The sequence below is a fragment of the Sphingomonas lenta genome, from assembly GCF_002288825.1.
Taxonomy (GTDB): Bacteria; Pseudomonadota; Alphaproteobacteria; order Sphingomonadales; family Sphingomonadaceae; genus Sphingomonas; species Sphingomonas lenta.
In genome coordinates, this window is record NZ_NSLI01000003.1 from 611,831 (window position 1) to 629,478 (window position 17,648).

Annotated in this window: 11 protein-coding genes; 8 read left to right on the top strand and 3 right to left on the bottom strand. The window is 71.5% G+C overall.

Features of this window, described 5'->3' with window-relative positions; translation table 11 throughout:
* The first annotated feature begins 5 nt into the window (after positions 1–5).
* The 5 genes from tkt to CKY28_RS10245 all read left to right on the top strand — a co-directional run bounded on the left by tkt (position 6) and on the right by CKY28_RS10245 (position 10,536).
* Complete coding sequence (gene tkt, locus CKY28_RS10225; protein ID WP_095998213.1) at positions 6–2,105, top strand: transketolase; 2,100 nt, start codon at positions 6–8, stop codon at positions 2,103–2,105.
* Complete coding sequence (gene tal / locus CKY28_RS10230) at positions 2,102–3,226, top strand: transaldolase (protein ID WP_095998214.1); 1,125 nt, start codon at positions 2,102–2,104, stop codon at positions 3,224–3,226. Before tkt ends, tal begins: the two co-directional genes overlap by 4 nt.
* A gap of 134 nt (positions 3,227–3,360) precedes the next feature.
* Positions 3,361–4,341, top strand: a complete 981-nt coding sequence (gnd, locus tag CKY28_RS10235; protein WP_095998215.1) for a phosphogluconate dehydrogenase (NAD(+)-dependent, decarboxylating) — start codon at positions 3,361–3,363, stop codon at positions 4,339–4,341.
* Positions 4,338–5,156 carry a Cof-type HAD-IIB family hydrolase gene (locus tag CKY28_RS10240; RefSeq protein ID WP_095998216.1) on the top strand — a complete coding sequence of 273 codons (819 nt, stop codon included), beginning with the start codon at positions 4,338–4,340 and terminating at the stop codon, positions 5,154–5,156. The genes gnd and CKY28_RS10240 overlap by 4 nt, the downstream gene beginning before the upstream one ends.
* Before the next feature lie 409 nt (positions 5,157–5,565).
* Positions 5,566–10,536: a GAF domain-containing protein gene (locus CKY28_RS10245; protein WP_176473047.1), complete on the top strand. Its 4,971-nt coding sequence runs from the start codon at positions 5,566–5,568 to the stop codon at positions 10,534–10,536.
* Here the strand turns inward: CKY28_RS10245 and CKY28_RS10250 are convergent.
* The gene (locus tag CKY28_RS10250) at positions 10,533–10,898 is read right to left on the bottom strand and encodes a response regulator (RefSeq protein WP_095998218.1); all 366 of its coding nucleotides are present in this window, start codon (positions 10,896–10,898) and stop codon (positions 10,533–10,535) included. The two genes, CKY28_RS10245 and CKY28_RS10250, sit on opposite strands and share 4 nt — an antisense overlap.
* Positions 10,899–11,079: 181 nt before the next feature.
* Here CKY28_RS10250 and CKY28_RS10255 point away from each other — a divergent pair, with 181 nt between their 5' ends.
* Positions 11,080–11,739, top strand: a complete 660-nt coding sequence (locus CKY28_RS10255; protein WP_245841758.1) for a L,D-transpeptidase family protein — start codon at positions 11,080–11,082, stop codon at positions 11,737–11,739.
* A gap of 3 nt (positions 11,740–11,742) precedes the next feature.
* Here CKY28_RS10255 and CKY28_RS10260 read toward each other — a convergent pair whose 3' ends face one another.
* Positions 11,743–12,609, bottom strand: coding sequence for a TolB-like translocation protein (locus CKY28_RS10260; RefSeq protein WP_095998220.1), 867 nt, complete (start codon positions 12,607–12,609; stop codon positions 11,743–11,745).
* A gap of 126 nt (positions 12,610–12,735) precedes the next feature.
* On the opposite strand from CKY28_RS10260, the gene CKY28_RS10265 reads away from it, so the two are divergent.
* Complete coding sequence (locus tag CKY28_RS10265; protein WP_095998221.1) at positions 12,736–14,583, top strand: glycoside hydrolase family 15 protein; 1,848 nt, start codon at positions 12,736–12,738, stop codon at positions 14,581–14,583.
* Here the strand turns inward: CKY28_RS10265 and CKY28_RS10270 are convergent.
* The gene (locus CKY28_RS10270; protein WP_095998222.1) at positions 14,580–15,407 is read right to left on the bottom strand and encodes a transporter; all 828 of its coding nucleotides are present in this window, start codon (positions 15,405–15,407) and stop codon (positions 14,580–14,582) included. The genes CKY28_RS10265 and CKY28_RS10270 overlap by 4 nt on opposite strands.
* A 105-nt stretch (positions 15,408–15,512) precedes the next feature.
* On the opposite strand from CKY28_RS10270, the gene CKY28_RS10275 reads away from it, so the two are divergent.
* Positions 15,513–17,561 carry a TonB-dependent receptor gene (locus CKY28_RS10275; RefSeq protein ID WP_095998223.1) on the top strand — a complete coding sequence of 683 codons (2,049 nt, stop codon included), beginning with the start codon at positions 15,513–15,515 and terminating at the stop codon, positions 17,559–17,561.
* Positions 17,562–17,648 lie beyond the last annotated feature (87 nt).

Here is a 17,648-nt window from a genome sequence, read left to right on the forward strand (position 1 = left end):
GCTCCATGAACGACGCGACCATCCCAGCGGCTCTTGGCTCGCGGCCCGCCGCCTCTTCAGGCGAGGGCAAGAGCGCGCAAGCGCTCGCCGTCGACACGATCCGCACGCTGGCGATGGACGCGGTGCAGAAGGCGAACTCGGGCCATCCCGGCACGCCGATGGCGCTGGCGCCCGCGGGGCACACGCTCTGGACGCGGTTCCTCCGCTACGACCCGAGCCGCCCCGACTGGCCTAACCGCGACCGCTTCGTGCTGTCAGTCGGCCACGCGTCCATGCTGCTCTACGCGCTGATCCACCTGGCGGGGATCGAGGAGATCGACGCGGACGGCAACAAGACGGGCCACCCCGCGATGGGCCTCGACGACATTCGCGAGTTCCGCCAGCTCTCCAGCCGCACGCCGGGCCACCCCGAATACCGCCACACCACCGGCGTCGAGACGACCACGGGGCCGTTGGGCGCGGGCTGCGGCAACTCGGTCGGCATGGCGATCGCGGAGCGCTGGCTGGCGGCGCACTTCAACCGGCCCGGCTTCGAGCTGTTCGATTACGACACCTACGTCTTCTGCTCGGACGGCGACCTGATGGAGGGCGTCGCGAGCGAGGCCGCGTCGGTCGCGGGGCATCTGAAACTCGCGAACCTATGCTGGGTGTACGACGCCAACCAAATCACGATCGAGGGCGGCACCGACCTCGCCTTCGACGAGGACGTGGCCAAGCGCTTCGAGGCCTATGGCTGGCAGGTGCTCTACGTCGACGACGCGGAGGACGTGGGCGCGTTCGCGGGCGCGATCGAGCAGTTCCGCGCGACGGAGGACCGGCCGACGCTGATCGTGCTACGCTCCGTCATCGGCATCGGCTTCCCGACGCGCGCGGGCACGCACAAGGCGCACTCGGACGCGCCGGGCGAAGAGGAGATTCGCGGCGCGAAGCGCAGCTACGGCTGGCCGGAGGACGCGCAGTTCCTCGTGCCGGACGAGGCGGTCCGCAGCTTCCGCGACGCGCTGAACGGCCGCTCCGTGCCGCTCCGCGAGGAGTGGGAGCGCACCGTTGAGCGCTACCGGAAGGCGCATCCTGAGCTTGGCGCGGAGCTCGACGCCATGCTCCGCGACGAGCCCGCGCCGGGTTGGGACGCCGACATTCCGACCTTCCCCGCGGACGCGAAGGGCGTCGCCAGCCGCGAGGCGGGCGGCAAGGTGCTGAACGCGATCGCCAAGCACGTGCCCTGGCTGATGGGCGGGTCGGCCGACCTGGCGCCGTCCACCAAGACACTCATCGACGGCGAAGGCTCGTTTCAGGCGGGCAGCTACGGCGCGCGCAATCTGCATTTCGGCGTGCGCGAGCACGGCATGGGCGCGATCGTCAACGGCATGGCGCTGTCGCACCTCAGGCCCTACTCGGCGACGTTCATGGTCTTCTCCGACTATATGCGGCCCGCGATCCGGCTGGCGGCGGTCATGGAGGTGGGCTCGATCTTCATCTTCACGCATGACTCGATCGGGGTCGGCGAGGACGGGCCGACGCACCAGCCGATCGAGCACCTAGCCGCGCTCCGCGCCATTCCCGGCCTCGACGTGATCCGCCCGGGCGACGCGAACGAGGTCGCCGCGGCGTGGCGCTGCACGATGGAGATGGCGGACCGGCCGACCGCGCTCATCCTCTCGCGCCAGGCGATCCCGACGCTCGACCGGAGCAAGTACGCGCAACCGGACGTGGCGCGCGGCGCCTATGTGCTCGCCTCGGCGGACGATCCGGAGGTGATCCTGATCGGCACCGGTTCCGAGGTCCCGCTGGTCGTGCAGGCTTATGAGAAGCTGACGGAGCAGGGCATCCGCGCCCGTGTCGTCTCCATGCCGAGCTGGTACCGGTTCGAGCTGCAGGACGACGGGTACAAGGACGGCGTGCTGCCGTCGAACGTCCCGCTACGGCTCGCGGTCGAGCAGGGCGGCGAGATGGGCTGGCACCGCTATGTCGGGCTTGAGGGCCGCACGATCACCATGTCGACCTTTGGGGCGTCGGCCCCGATCGCCAAGCTGCAGGACAAGTACGGCTTCACCGTCGACAACGTCGTCAAGGTCGCGCGCGAGATGCTGGAGGGCAAGAAGTGAGCAAGCTCAAGGAGCTGTCCGCCAAGGGCACGGCGGTGTGGTTGGACTTCGTCGACAAGCAGTTCCTCGACGCGGGCGGCCTCAAGAAGCTGGTCGACGAGGACGGGCTGACGGGCGTCACGTCCAACCCGACCATCTTCGAGAAGGCGATGGGCCACGGCACCGCGTACGACGCGGGGCTAGCGGAGTACGACCGCGCGCATCCGGGCGCGTCCGCGCTCGACCGCTACGAGTGGCTCGCCGCCGCCGACATCCGCGCCGCCGCCGATACGTTGCGCCCGGTGTACGACCGGCTGGACGCCAAGGACGGCTATGTCAGCCTGGAGGTCTCGCCCACCATCGCGCTCGATACGGACGCGACGATCGCCGAGGCGACGAAACTCTGGGCCATGGTCGACCGGCCCAACCTGATGATTAAGATCCCCGGCACCGACGCGGGGGCGCCCGCGATCGCGGCGACGATCCGCGAGGGGATCAACGTCAATGTCACTTTGCTGTTCAGCCAGGCGGCTTATGCTCGCGTGGCCGAGGCGTATGCGATGGGGCTGGAGGAACGGGTCGCGCGAGGGGAGCCGATCGATCGGATCGCGAGCGTGGCGAGCTTCTTCGTCAGCCGCATCGACTCGACGATCGACAAGGAGATCGACCGCCGCGTAGGCGAGGGCGATCCGGAGAGCGACGCGCTGAAGGCGCTCCGCGGCAAGGCGGCGATCGCCAACGCCAAGATGGCGTATCAATGGTATCTCGACTTCCTGAAGTCGGACCGCTGGCGGAGCCTGGCGGCGAAGGGCGCGCAGCCGCAACGGCTGCTCTGGGCGTCGACGGGCGTGAAGGACCCCGCGTACCCGGACACGCTCTACGTCGACCAGCTGATCGGCCCCGACACGGTCAACACCATGCCGCCCCAGACGATGGACGCGTTCCGCGACCACGGCACGGTCGCCGATACGCTGACGGACGGCGTGGACGAGGCGCGGCGCGTCCTGGCGGAGGTGGAGCGGCTGGGGCTGGACCTGGACGCGGTGACGAGCAAGCTGGTGGACGAGGGCGTGGCCTCGTTCGTGAAGTCGTTCGACGACCTGCTGGGCAGCATCGCCGCGAAGCATCCGGCGAACGCATAACACGAGGGAGCCTCCCCGGCGGAAGCCGGGGCCCAGTCACGATGAACGACGGGGGTACGCACCAAGTCAGCGCACCGTAGCTGGGCCCCGGCCTTCGCCGGGGTGGGGCCGGTGGAACGTGGAAAGGAGACCGCATGAAGCTCGGCATCATCGGCTTGGGACGTATGGGCGGGAACATCGCGCGGCGGCTCATGCGCCATGGGCACCAGGTGATCGTGTATGATCGCAACCAGCCGCTCATCGACGCGCTCGCCGGTGAAGGGGCGGAGCCGGCGGGCTCGCTCGACGACATGCGAGGGAAGCTCGACCACCCCGCGATCTTCTGGGTCATGCTGCCCGCCGGCGCGCCGACGGAGGAGACGGTGATCGCGCTGTCGGAGCATTGCGGCGCGGACTCGATCGTCATCGACGGCGGCAACAGCTTCTACAAGGACGACATCCGCCGCGCGAAGATGTTGGGCGAGAAGGGCGTGCACTATGTCGACGTCGGCACGTCGGGCGGCGTCTGGGGCCTGGAGCGCGGTTATTGCATGATGATCGGCGGCGACAAGGCGACGGTCGATCACCTCGACCCGATCTTCGACGCGCTGGCGCCGGGCCAGGGCGACGTGCCGCGCACGCCGGGCCGCGAGGATGCCGATGACCCCCGCGCGGAGAAAGGCTATATCCATGCCGGTCCCGCGGGCGCGGGGCACTTCGTGAAGATGGTTCATAACGGCATCGAGTATGGGCTGATGCAGGCGTACGCCGAGGGCTTCGACGTGCTCGCCGCCAAGAACTCGGAGAAGCTGCCGGAGGACCAGCGCTACGACCTCAACATGACGGACATCGCCGAGGTGTGGCGGCGCGGGTCGGTAATCTCCTCCTGGCTCCTCGACCTCACCGCGCAGGCGCTAGCGAAGGACGAGCGGCTGGAGGGCTTCTCCGGCCGCGTCTCCGACTCCGGCGAGGGCCGCTGGACGATCGAGGCGGCGATGGAGGAGGCGGTGCCCGCGCACGTGCTGTCCGCCGCGCTCTACGCGCGCTACCGCAGCCGGCTCGACAACACCTTCGGCGAGAAGGTCCTGTCCGCGATGCGCTTCGGCTTCGGCGGCCACGTCGAGGTGCCACAGTGACGGCGTCGCCCGGTGCGATCCGCTTCGTCGTCTCGGACGTGGACGGCACGCTGGTCGATCATGACAAGCGGCTCCGCCCCGCGACGATCGAGGCGGTCAGGCGCGTCCGGGACGCTGGCGTCGGCTTCACGGTCATCAGCGCGCGGCCGCCGTCGGGCGTCGAACCGATCGCCGACGCGCTCGGCCTCGACACGCCGATCGGCGCGTTCAACGGCGGCACCGTGTTCCGCCGCGGCGGCGAGGTGATGGAGCAGCACCTCGTGCCGGCCGAGGTGGGGCGCGGCATGCTGGAGCTGGCGCACGGATCGGGCGCGGACGTCTGGGTTTTCGCCGAGGGGCGCTGGTACGCGTCGACGCCGGACAACCCGCACACCGACCGCGAGCGCAAATCGGCGAACCAGGAGCCGGTGATCGTCCCCGACCTCGCCGAAATGGCGGGCCGTGCGGGCAAGATCACCTTCGTCAGCGACGACCCGCCCGTGCTCGCGCGCACCCTGGAGCAGGGTCGCGACCGCTATGGTGGGCAGGCCACGATCGCGAACTCGCAGACCTACTATCTCGACGTCACCGCGCTGGACGCGAACAAGGGCGCGGGCGTCGAGGCGCTGGCGCGCGCGGCCGGGGTGTCGCTCGATCAGGTGATGGTGCTCGGCGACATGCGCAACGACTTGCCCATGCTGACGCGCGCCGGGCTCGCGGCGGTGATGGGCCAGGCGCCCGCCGACGTGAAGGCGGTGGCGGACTGGGTCGTCGCCTCCAACGACGAGGACGGCGTCGCCCAGGCGCTCGACCGGCTGCTCGCCGAGCGCGGTTAGGCCGATCCGCCGTATGCTCCCGTGACTGCGTATATTGCTTCTGGCTCGTTCACTCCGTCATCCTGAACTCTTTGGGCACCTGTACCCTTCGGGCACGTATGCGCCTCCCCGGCGGAGGCCGGGGTCCAGCTACGGTGCGCTTCGGGAGTTGGCGTCCATGCTTGCACATGGCCCCGTGACTGGGCCCCGGCCTGCGCCGGGGAGGTGTCCATGTTCGAGCGGGATAGGCACCTACTTGTTTCAGGATCCAGCGTGGTGCGCGCGACCGAGCCTGAGTCGTCCGTACAGCCATGGATGCTGAAACGAGTTCAGCATGACGGCGGGAGGGGAAGCGGGAGGCGGAGATCGACCGCGCTCTCCCGTTTCGGCCGCTCCGGTGCTATGGTGCGCCCGCAGGGACGGGGCGGGCATGCTGGATAGGGTCGGTCATCATTTCCAGTTCGGGTCGGCGGCGGCGCTGAAGCTGTGGCTGTCGGAGACGCTCGTCCACGAGACCGACCCCGTGACGATCCTGCGCGTGACCGCCGAGGCGGTGGGGCGGTTCCTGCGCGTCACCCGCATCGGCTACGGCGACGTGGAGCCGGGCGAGGATTGGATGACGATCCCGCTCGACTGGACGGACGGCATCCCGAGCCTGGTCGGGCGCATCCCCATCTATCGCGAGAACGCCTTCGTGCAGGCCTATCAGCAGGGCCGCACCATGACGGTGTCCGACGTGCGGCTCCTCGACCTGCCCGCCGACGAAGCGGCGATGCTGGAGCAGACCTTCTGCCGCGCGTGCATCTCCGTACCGCTGGTCCATGAGGGCGAGCTCGTCGCGCTCTTCTCCGCGACGCACCGCGAGCCGCGCGACTGGACCGCGGAAGAGGTCGAGCTGGTCGAATATGTCGGCGCGCGCACCTGGGCGGCGCTGCGCCACGCGCGTGCGGTCGCCCGGCTGAAGGAGAGCGAGGAGCAATTCCGCCAATTGGCCGAGAACTTCCCCGGCATCTGCTGGCTCGCCGGTCCCGACGGGCTGGGCCATTGGATGAACGCGCGCGGGCTGGAGTTCTACGGCGCGGACGGGCTGCCCACGGCGGCGGCGGCGGTGGTCCATCCCGACGATCTCGCCTCCGCCACGGGCATGCTGGACGCGGCGCTCACCGGCGGACGGGCGGTGGAGGGCATCGTCCGCGTGCGCGGGTCGGACGGGATGTTCCACCCGTTCCTCAGCCGCATGGTGCCGATCCACGACGCCGAGGGCGCGATCGCGCGCTGGTGCGGCGTGCAGGTGGACCTGACGGAGAAGCACAGCCGCGACCGGCACGAGGCGTTCTTCCGCCACGTCAGCGAGGCGATCCGCGAGGAGACGGACGCCGCGCGCATCCTCGACATCGCCGCCGACGCGCTACGCGAGCATCTCGACGTGACCTTCGTCGTCTATAGCGAGGCGCAGGAGATGGCGGGGGTGTTCGCCAACCTGCACGGCGCCGCCGCCGACCCGAGCGGCGACTGGGACGACAACCCCATTCAGGTGCCCGCCGAGTTCGCGCCGCTGCTGGCCACGCTCGCCGAGGGGCGGACGGTGGTGTCGCGCGACCTCCACGAGCTGACACCGATCATCACGCCGCAGGTGCGCGACTTCTTCGGGAGCCGCGGCGTGCGCTCGGGCGTGAGCGTGCCGCTGGTCAAGGACGGGCGGCTCGTCGTCATCCTGAGCGCGCAGCACGAGAGCGCGCGCGACTGGACGCCCGAGGAGGTGCGGCTCGTCGAGGAGCTGGCGGAGCGCACCTGGTCCACCTACAGCCGCGCCCAGGCCGAGGCGGCGCTGGCCGAGCGCGAGCGGCACCAGCGCTTCCTGGTCGAGTGGAGCGACGCGTTGCGCGACCAGCGGTCGGTGCCCGACATCCTCTCGGTCACGCTGGAGCGCTTGGCCGAGCAGATCGGCGTGGCGCGCGCGAACTATTCGGAGGTGGCCCAGGACGCGCGCTCCTTCACGATCCTGGCGGAGCACCGCTGCGACGAGGCGGCGGCGGTGACCGTCGGCAACAGCTACCAAATCGATCAGGTCGGCGCGGACATCTGGCGGCGCTTCTCGCGCGGCGACGTGGTCGGCTCGGACGACGTCGAGGCCGATCGGCTGATCGACGAGGCCGCGCGCGAGGCGTATCGCCGCCGCACGGTGGGCGCGTTCCTGAGCGTGCCGCTGGTGCGCGAGGGCAAGGTGCGCGCCGTCTTCTCCGTGCAGCACCGGCGTTCCCACCACTGGACCGACGGTGAGATCCGGCTGCTCCGCGACGTCGCCGACCGCGCCTGGGTGGCGCTCGAGCGCGCCCGCGCCGAAGCGGCGCTGACCGAGCGCGAGCGGCACGGCCGGTTCCTGATCGAGTGGAGCGACTCGCTGCGCGAGCGCACCTCCGCGTCGGCGATCATGGCGATCACGCTGGAACGGCTGGCGACGCACCTGGACGCGTCGCGCGCGAACTATGGCGAGCGCGACGAGGCGGACGGGCTGTTCGTCACCGCGGCCGAGTGGCGTCGCGACGGCGTGCGGGGTTCGATGGGCGTGCGCTACCGCATCGAGGAGGTGGGCGCGGCGATCCACGGGTGCTTCGCCGCCGGCGAGGTCGTGCGGTGCGACGACGTCGAAACCGACCCGCGCATCGACAGGACCGCGCGCGCCTTTCACCGGGAGAACGGGGTGGGCGCGTTCGTCAGCGTGCCGTTGGTCCGCGAGGGCCGGGTCTGCGCCGTCCTGTCGGTCAAGGAGCCCGGTCCGCGCGTCTGGCGCGAGGACGAGGTCAGGCTGATGCACGAGGTCGCTGACCGCGCCTGGGTCGTGCTGGAGCGCGCCCGCGCCGAAACGGCGCTGAAGGAGCGCGAGCGCAACCAGGCCTTTCTGCTCGCCTGGAGCGACGCGGTGCGCGCGGAGACCTCGCCGGAGGCGATTGTGGACGTCACGATCGAGCGGCTGGGCCTGCATCTGGGCGCGGCGCGCGCCAATTACGCCGAGGGCGACGAGGCCGGCGGACGCTTCGAAGTGGTGCAGGAATGGCGGCGCGACGCCGGGCCGGACGGCGGTTTCGTGCCGCGGCGCGAGGCGGTCAGCGACGGCGTCCACCACGCGTACCTCACCGGCGACGTCGTCGTGGTTGACGACGTGCACGCCGACGACCGGTTCGAGGCGGCGGCCGCGCGCGCCTATGCCGCGGTGGACGCCGTCTCGTTCCTGGGCGTGCCGATGGTCCGCGGCGGCCGGGTGCGCGCGGTCCTGTCGGTGCAGCACGGACGCGCGCACCGCTGGCGGCCCGCGGAGGTGCAGCTCATCCGCGAGGTCGCCGACCGCACCTGGACGATGCTGGAGCGCGCCCGCGCCGAGGCCGCGCTCAAGGAGCGCGAGCGTGAGCAGGCATTCGTGATCGGCTGGAGCGACGCGGTCCGCAACGAGTCCGGCCCGCGCGCCGTGCTCGCGGCCACGCTCGACCGGCTGGGCCGGCACCTGGGCGCCGGGCGCGTCAACTATGCGGAGACGACGCAGACCGGGGACGAGTTCGAGGTCATCCAGGAATGGACGCAGGGCGCCGTCCGCCTGGCGGGCCGGCGCTTCCCCTTCGCGGCGTTGGGCTCGCGCGTCGTCGCCGACCACATGACGGGGCGGCCGTTGGTCGTGAACGACGTGACCACGCACCCGCTGTTCGACCTCTCCTCGCAGAGCGTCTACGCGTCCGCCGAGGTGCGGTCGGGCGTCAGCGTGCCGCTGCTGGTGGGGGGACGGCTCCAGGCCGTCCTGTCCGTCATGCAGCCGACGCCGCGCGCCTGGAACGAGAGCGAGGTGCGGCTGATCTGCGAGATCGCCGACCGCACCTGGGCGACGCTGGAGCGCGCGCGGTTCGAGGAGCGCATGGCGGAGTCGGAGGCGCTGCTGGCGACGTTCATGGAGAACGCGCCGATCGGCATGCACCTGAAGGACGCCGATGGCCGCTACATCCGCGTCAACCAGGAACTCGCCCACGCGATCGGCCGCCCGCGCGAGGACATACTCGGCCGCCGCGTGGCCGAGATCATGGCGCCGGAGATCGCGTGCGAGGTGGAGCGGCTGGAGCGCCAGGCGATGGCGGGCCAGCGCGTCAGCGCCGAGCTGGCGCGCGAGCGGCACGACGGCCGCTACGCCGCCGCGCTCTCCATCGCCTTTCCGATCGAGGGGCATGGGCTGGCGCGCACGGGCGGCTTCACCATCGATCTGACCGACCGCAAGGCGGCCGAAACCGCGCTGCAGCGCTCGCGCGAGGCGCTCTACCAGACGGAGAAGCTGTCGGCGCTGGGCAGCCTGTTGGCCGGCGTCAGCCACGAGCTCAACAACCCGCTCTCCATCGTCGTCGCGCAGGCGGTGATGATGGAGCGGCAAGCCGCGGGCACCGAACTCGCGGACCGCGCCTTCAAGATCCGCCGCGCCGCGGACCGCTGCGCCCGGATCGTCCAGACCTTCCTGGCGATGGCGCGCGCCAAGCGGCCGGAGCGCGAGCCCGTGGACCTGAACGCGGTTGCGGTCGCCGCGCTCGACCTGGCGGATTACGGGTTGCGCACCGACGGCGTCGCGGTCGAGCGGCGGCTGGCGGCGGACCTGCCGCGCATCGCCGCGGACGCGGATCAGCTGCACCAGGTAATCATCAACCTTGTCGTGAACGCGCAGCACGCGATGAAGGAGGCGGGGACGCACGATCGGCGGCTGGTGCTGACGACCGCGCGCGGGCCGGAGCCGGACACGGTGGTGCTGGACGTGTCGGACAATGGCCCAGGCGTGCCCGAAGAGCTCAAGCGCCGCATCTTCGAACCCTTCTTCACCACCAAGCCGCAAGGCGAGGGGACGGGCGTGGGCCTGTCGTTCAGCCAGGGCCTGGCCGAGGCGCATGGTGGCCGCCTGGCGCTGTTGCCGACGGAGATGGGGGCGACGTTCCGGCTGACCCTGCCGATCGACGTATCGCTCACCCTGCCGCGCGTGGAGCCGGAGACGGCGCGGCCGTCCCCGGTAGCCGCGCGCCGCGCGCTGGTGGTCGACGACGAGCGAGAGATCGCCGAGTCTCTCGCCGATTTTCTGTCGGTCGAAGGCTATAAATGCGAGATCGCGATCGGCGGCGCGGCGGCCAAGGAACGGCTGGGCGAGGGTCGGTACGACCTGATCGTCAGCGACCTGCGCATGCCCGACGTGGACGGGCCGGAGCTCCACGCCTGGATCGCGGCCGCGCGGCCGGACCTGGCCGGGCGCATGGCGTTCACCACGGGCGACACGCTGGGCGCGGCCGCCGAGCGCTTCCTCAAGAGCGCGCACCGGCCGGTGCTGGAGAAGCCCTTTACGCCCGAGAGCGTGCGCGCGCTGATCGAGCGCGTGGACGCGGGTGCCTAGCCCAGCAGCGCGCGGACGATCCCGGCGGCTTCGACGGGCTTCTCGAAGCGCTGAACGCCGTCGAAGCGCTCTGGGATGGCGGACGCGTCGTAGCCGGTCGCGAAGACGAAGGGCACGTCGCGCTCCATCAGCAGGTCGGCGATCGGAAACGCCTTCTCGCCCTGCAGGTTGATGTCGAGCACCGCGCAGTCGACCGGCTCGCTCCCGTCGAGCAACGCGAGCGCGTCCTCGACGTTCGCGGCGGGGCCGACCACGGACGCGCCCTGCGCGCGGAACTTGGACGCGAGGTCGTCCGCGAGGAGATACTCGTCCTCGACCACCAGCAGGTGCCGGCCGGCGAGCGTATCAGGCTGATCCGTCATGCGCTCTCCCCCGATCCCCTCGAACGGTGCAGCCACCGTGCAACGCGCCCGCGCCCCGGTCAATGCGGCGCCGGACGCGGTTAACCGATCGCATGCCCGTCCCGATCCGGAACGGCCGGAAAGCGCGTCTAGTCAGCCCGCACCGCTTTGGGCATGACCTTGGGCTCGAAGGAGGTCGCTGGTGGTCGGAGTCGGAGCGAACGGCATGCGGATCGTCGCGCTGGTGGTCCTGTCGGCGGCGCTGGCGGTGATCGGCTGGGCGGTGGCGGCCCCATATCTGTCCGGCGCACCTGCGATTGTCGACGCGAAGCCGGTCCTCGCCGCGGCGCCCGCTAAGCGCGCCCCGCCCGCGGTCGAGCCCGCACCGCCCCGGCCGGAGCCGACCCTGGTCGTGAAGCGCATCCTCGACATCCCCGCCGGCATCGGCTTCGGCGAGTGGGTCTGGAACGAGGAGGGCGCGCCGCCGGGCGGACGCGTCGTCATGACGGTGGACCTGAAGGCGCAGACCATCTCCGTGTTCCGGGGCGGGCACGAGATCGGCACGGCGGCGGTGCTCTACGGCGCGGACGACAAGCCGACGCCGCTCGGCCGTTATCCGATCCTGGAGAAGGATCGAGACCACGTATCGAACCTGTACGGCGCGCCCATGCCGTACATGCTGCGCCTGACCATGGACGGCGTCGCGATCCACGGCAGCGACGTGAAATACGGCATGGCGACGCACGGCTGCATCGGCGTGCCCACCCCCTTCGCCGCCAAGCTGTTCGAGGCGGTAGGGAAGAGCGATCTGGTGATCGTCACGCAGGGCAAGCTCTTGAAGCTCGGCGACCGGATCGCCTGACCGTCAGAGCGCGTCGGCGAACACGACCTGGTACAAGTCCGCCATCCCTTCCGGCTGGCCTTCGCGCGGGCGGTCGCTGGCGAAGGTGAGGCGCTTGCCGTCGCGGCTGAGCGCGGGGGTAAAGTTGAAGCGGCCGGCGTTGACCGCGGCGTTGAGCGGGACCGGTTCCGACCAGGCGTCGCCCGTCCGGCGGCTCATGTGGATCCGGCCTTGGCCGTCCACCATGCGCCAGAACAGCGCCGTGCGGCCGTCGCGGCTCAGCGTGAAGTCGCTCTCGCTCGCGGCCGAGTTGATCGGGGCGGGGAGCAGGGCGGGCTTGGCGAAGCCGTCGGCCGTCACCTCCGCCGCGTACACGTCCAGCCCGCCCATGCCGCTCTTGCGCGCGGTCGCGAAGTAGAGCCGGCCGTCGTGCAGCTCCGGCCCTAGCTCCTCGCCCACGCCGTTGACGACATGGCCCAGGTGCTCGGGCGTCTGCCACACGCCGTCGCGCTTCACCGAGCGCCAGATGTCCAGGTCGTGTCTGTCGGGCCGCGACGGGGTGGGGCGGTCGGAGACGAAGAGGAGCGTGCGCCCGTCGGGCGTCAGCCACGGGTCCGAGTCGCGCCAGCGGTCGTCGGAGAAGGCGATGGGCTCGGGCGCGGTCCACGCGCCGTTCCTGCGCTCCGCGACCATGATCTTGGCGCGACGGAAGTCCGCCTCCGACCGCGCGAACACCGCGGTGCGCCCGTCGTCGCTGAGGCTGTAGTTATACTCGTTCATCGCGCCGGACGCGACCTCCGGCCGGATGCGCGCGGGCGCGGTCTGCGCGTCGGCGACGCCGGCGGCGAGCAACAGGGCTAGAGCGAGGGCTGGGGCGAGGCGGGACGTCATGGTCGGGGCTCCTGGTCGAGCCCGTCGGATCGCAGCCGAGGCGGGCGGACGGAACCGCGCTGCGACGGAAGCGGAGCGCGGCGAGACGAAGCGGAGCCGAAACGGTTCTGGGGCGTAATCCCTTCCATGAGGGACGCAGCCGACGCCGCGTCGGCGTCTGCGCCGGCGATCGAGGATTACGGCGTCGTCGGCGACCTGCGCACTGCGGCGCTGATCGGGCTGGACGGGTCCGTCGACTTCATGTGCTGGCCGCGCTTCGACGGGCCGTCCGTCTTCGCCGCGCTGCTCGACCGGGATAAGGGCGGCAGCTTCCGGCTCGCGCCCGAGCTGGGCGGACCCGTGCGCCGGCGCCAGCTCTACTTGCCGGAAACCAACGTGCTCGTATCGCGCTTTCTGTCGGCCGATGGCGTGGCGGAAATCACCGACCTCATGCCGATGACGGGCGACGAGGGCCGGCTGGTGCGGATCGCGCACGCCGTGCGCGGCGAGGTCACGTTCGCCATGCGGTGCGCGCCCCGCTTCGACTACGCCCGCTCCGGGCACCGGCTCGAGCTGGACGACCGGGCGGCGGTGTTCCGGCCCGAGACCGACGGCGTCATCCCGATGCGCCTGGTCGCCACCGTGGCCGTCGAGCGGGACGGCGACGACGCGGTCGCGCGCTTCACGCTCAAGCCCGGCGAGAGCGCGACCTTCCTGCTGGAAGGCTATGACGCGCCCGAGCTGCCCTGCGGGCTCGAGGGCTATTCCGCGCAGTGCTTCGACGACACGGTGCGCTACTGGCGCGGCTGGGCGGCGCGCTCGCATTATGGCGGCCGCTGGCGCGAGATGGTGATGCGCTCGGCGTTGGCGCTCAAGCTGCTGACGTCGCGCGACACGGGCGCTATCGTGGCAGCACCCACCTTCGGCCTGCCGGAGACGATCGGCGGTCCGCGCAACTGGGATTACCGCTACACCTGGATCCGCGACGCGGGCTTCACGCTCTACGCGCTGATGCGGCTGGGCTATACGGGCGAGGCGGCGGACTTCATGCGCTGGATCAGGGCGCGCGTGGAGGAGGGGCCGCGCGACGGTACGCTCCAGGTGATGTACGGCATCGACGGCCGCACCGACCTGACGGAGAGCGAGCTGCCGCATCTATCGGGCTATATGGGCTCACGGCCCGTGCGCATCGGCAACGACGCCTACGACCAGCTGCAGCTCGACATCTACGGCGCGATCATGGACGCGGTGTACCTCGCCAACAAGTACGGCGAGCCGACGCCGTATGACGGTTGGGTCAATATCTGCGCCACCGTCGACTGGGTGTGCGAGAACTGGCGCGAGCCCGACGAGGGCATCTGGGAGTTCCGCGGCGGGCGGCGCGAGTTCCTCCACTCGCGGCTCATGTGCTGGGTGACGGTGGACCGGGCGATCCGCTTGGCCAGCAAGCGGTCCTTGCCCGCGCCCTTTCCGCGCTGGGTAGACGCCAGGAACGAGATCCACCACAGCATCATGCGCGACTTCTGGGACGAGGAGCTCGGGGCGTTTGTGCAATTCAAGGGGGCCAAGGCGCTCGACGCGGCGTGCCTGCTCATGCCTCTGGTCAAGTTCATCAGCCCCACCGACCCGCGCTGGCTCTCCACGCTCGACGCGGTGGGCAGACACCTGACGGAGGACGCGCTGGTCCGCCGCTATGACGGGCAGGCGAGCGCGGACGTCGATGCCCTGGCGGGGGTGGAGGGCGCGTTCACCACCTGCTCCTTCTGGTACATCGAATGCCTGGCGCGCGCCGGGCGGTTGGACGAGGCGCAGCTCCTGTTCGAGAAGATGCTGGGCTACGCCAACCATCTCGGCCTCTACGCCGAGGAGCTGGGCCCGGCGGGCGAGCACCTGGGCAACTTCCCGCAGGCGCTGACGCACCTCGCGCTGATCTCCGCCGCTTTCGCGCTCGACCGCGAGCTGGCGGGCGGCAGGCGGGGAGCGTGGGAGCGCTAGAAGCGGGTGGACAGGCCGAGATAGGCTTGCGCGTCGGGCGTCGCGCGGTTGAGCCCGAAGTTCGCGCCGGCGTCGAGCTGGAGCCGCGGACGAACGAGCCAGGTCACCGCCACGTCCGCCGAATATTGCCGGACCGTGCCCGCGGGATCGTAATTCTGCGCGGTCCACAGCTCGGCCGCGACGCCGACGGTGGGTGCGACCGCCTTGGCGATGTTGGCGGTGCCGACGAGCTGGACGTGCTTGCCGCGCCCGTCCGCGTCGTGAAGTAGGTCCACCTCCGGCCCGAAGGTGAGCGTGACGCCTCGCGGAAGCGCGTACTGGACCGGCACCGCCACGCCGCCCTCCCATTCGCGGTTGCCGACGCCGCGCTTGGCGGTGGGCGCCTTCACGAAGGGGATGACGCCGACCTGGAGCGCGGCGTCGGGGTCGGTGAGGCGCTGCTTCAAGCGCAGCACGAGGTCGCCCGCGCCGCCGATCCGCTCCACCGCGCCGTCAGGCGTGCGCACGCGGGTCTCGACATAGGGCGCGATGTTGAACTGGACGTCGGTGTGGCGGCCTAGGCCGAGCTTCAGCGTGGGATTGGTGTAGGCGATCGTGTCGACGCGCGTCCCCGCAGCGTCGGTGCGTGTCCAGGCGATGAGGTCGGTCTCGATCTGGATCGCGCCCGCGGGCACGGTGCAGGCGGCGTTCGACTTGGTCGGGCGGTCTGTGCAGAGCGGCGGCTCTTGCGCGTCCCCCTGCTGCGAGGGCGCGGGCGGCAGGCCTTGCGCGAGCGCCTCCGCAGAAAGCGCCAGGGCCGCGAGGGTCACCAGCTTCTTGTGCATTCGTCTTCCCCGGACCGCCCTGGATCGGACGCACCATAGCGGTGAGGAAGCTTTGGGGAACAGCCGGGGTAGGCGGGGCCGCGCCCGTCGACTACCGGGCGCGCGATGAAGTCGTTCCCGCTCGCGTTCCTGCTCACCGCCGCTCCCGCCGCCGCCCAGCAAGCGCCCGAGGTGGTCGTGACCGGTCGCGGGCTCGATGAGCGCCTCGGCGACCGCGCGGCGGACGTGGTCACGATCGACCGTGCGCGGATCGAGCGGGCGGCGTCGAACCGGCTGGAGAGTGTGCTCGCCGAGGTGGCGGGGCTGCAGCAGTTCCGCCGCTCGGACTCGCGCAGCGCCAATCCGACGAGCCAGGGGATCAACCTGCGCGGCTTCGGCGGCAGCGCGTCGAGCCGGGTGGCGCTGCTGCTCGACGGCGTGCCGCAGGCGGACCCGTTCGGCGGCTGGGTGGCGTTCCCCGCCTATGCCACGGGCCGCTTGGGCGCGGTGCGCGTCACGCGCGGCGGCGGGAGCGGCTATGCGGGGCCGGGCGCGCTGGCGGGGACCGTGGAGCTGGAGAGCGCGACGCCCGATCAGCTCGGGGCGTTCGAGGGCGCGGCGTTCGGCGGCGGCCGCGACTCGGTCGACGCGCAAGCGGCGGCGATGCTGGAGCGGGCGGGCGGCTTCGCGACTCTGTCGGGGGCCTATGCGCGGGGCGACGGTTTCGTGCCGATCGTGCGCGAGGACCGCGGCCCCGTCGATCGGCGCGCGCCGTACAAACAGGCGTCGGGCGCGGTGCGCGGCGTGGTCGAGATCGCGCCCGCGACCGAGATCCAGGCGAACGTCACCGCCTCCACCGACCGGCGCGAGCGCGGGACCGCGTTCTCCGACATTCGGAGCGAGGGGGCGGAGGCGAGCGTGCGGCTGGTCGGGCGCGGGCGCTGGGGCTGGTCGGCGCTGGCGTACCTGCAGACGCGCTCGCTCGCGACGAGCTTCGCGGGCGTGAACGCCGCGCGCACCACGGTCACGCGGACGCTGGACCAGTACGGCACGCCCGCCACTGGCCTCGGCGCGCGGCTGGAGGTGCGGCCGTCGGTGGGCGCGGGGGCGGACCTGCGGCTCGGCGCGGAATGGCGCGACGTGGAGGGGCGGACCCAGGAGAATTACAGCTTCGTCAACGCCGCGCCGACGCGGCGGCGGGTGGCGGGCGGCGCGAACCGGACTATTGGACTGTTCGCCGACGGCGCGGTCGAGCTGGGGGCGGCGACGCTGACGGCGGGCGGGCGCGTCGACCGATGGCGGATCGCGGACGGCTTCCTGCTCGAACGGCCGCTGGCGGGCGGCGCGGCGCTGACCGATGCGCGGTTTCGCGACCGTTCCGGGACCGAGTGGACGGGCAGGGCGGGCGCGGCGTGGCGCGCGTCGGACGCGCTGAGCCTGCGCGCGGCGGCATATCGCGGCTGGCGGCTGCCGACGCTGAACGAACTATACCGCCCGTTCCGCGTCGGCGCGGACGCGGTCGCCGCCAACGCCGAGCTCGCGCCCGAACGGCTCGACGGCGCGGAGGCGGGGCTGACGTTGACGCCCTTCCCCGGCGCGAGCCTGTCGGCGACGCTGTTCCACAACCGCTTACGCGGCGCGATCGCGAACGTCACGGCGGGGCGGGGGCCGGGGACCTTCCCCGGCGTCGGCTTCGTCGCGGCCGGCGGCGTGTACCGCGTCCGCCGCAATCTCGACGCGATCCGATCGACCGGCTTCGAGGTCGACGCCTCCGTCGTTGCCGGTCCCGTCTTCGCGCAGGCGTCGTGGAGCCGCACCGACCCGCGCGTCGAGGCGTCGGGCGAGGCCGCCGCGCTCGACGGCCTGCGCCCGGCGCAGACCCCGCGCGACCTCATCGGCGTGACGCTCGGCTGGCGACGCGGCGCGGCGACCGTCTCCGCCACGCTCCGCCACGCCGCCCGCCAGTTTGAGGACGACGCGAACACGCGCACCCTCGCACCCGCGACGACGCTGGACGCCTTCGCGTCGGTGCCGCTGACGCCCGCGCTGAGCCTGGAGGCGCGTGGGGAGAACCTGTTGAACGAGCGCGTCGAGGCCGCGGTGACCGGCGCGGACGTGGTGGAGCGCGCGACCCCGCGGACGCTGTGGATCGGGGTGCGGTTCAAGGCGGGGTGAGGCCGCGGCGGGATCGCGCCGCACGGAGCGCTTGAACCCTTGCGCGCGCTGCTTCGTTGCGTCTCGATGGTATGATGATCCATGTTG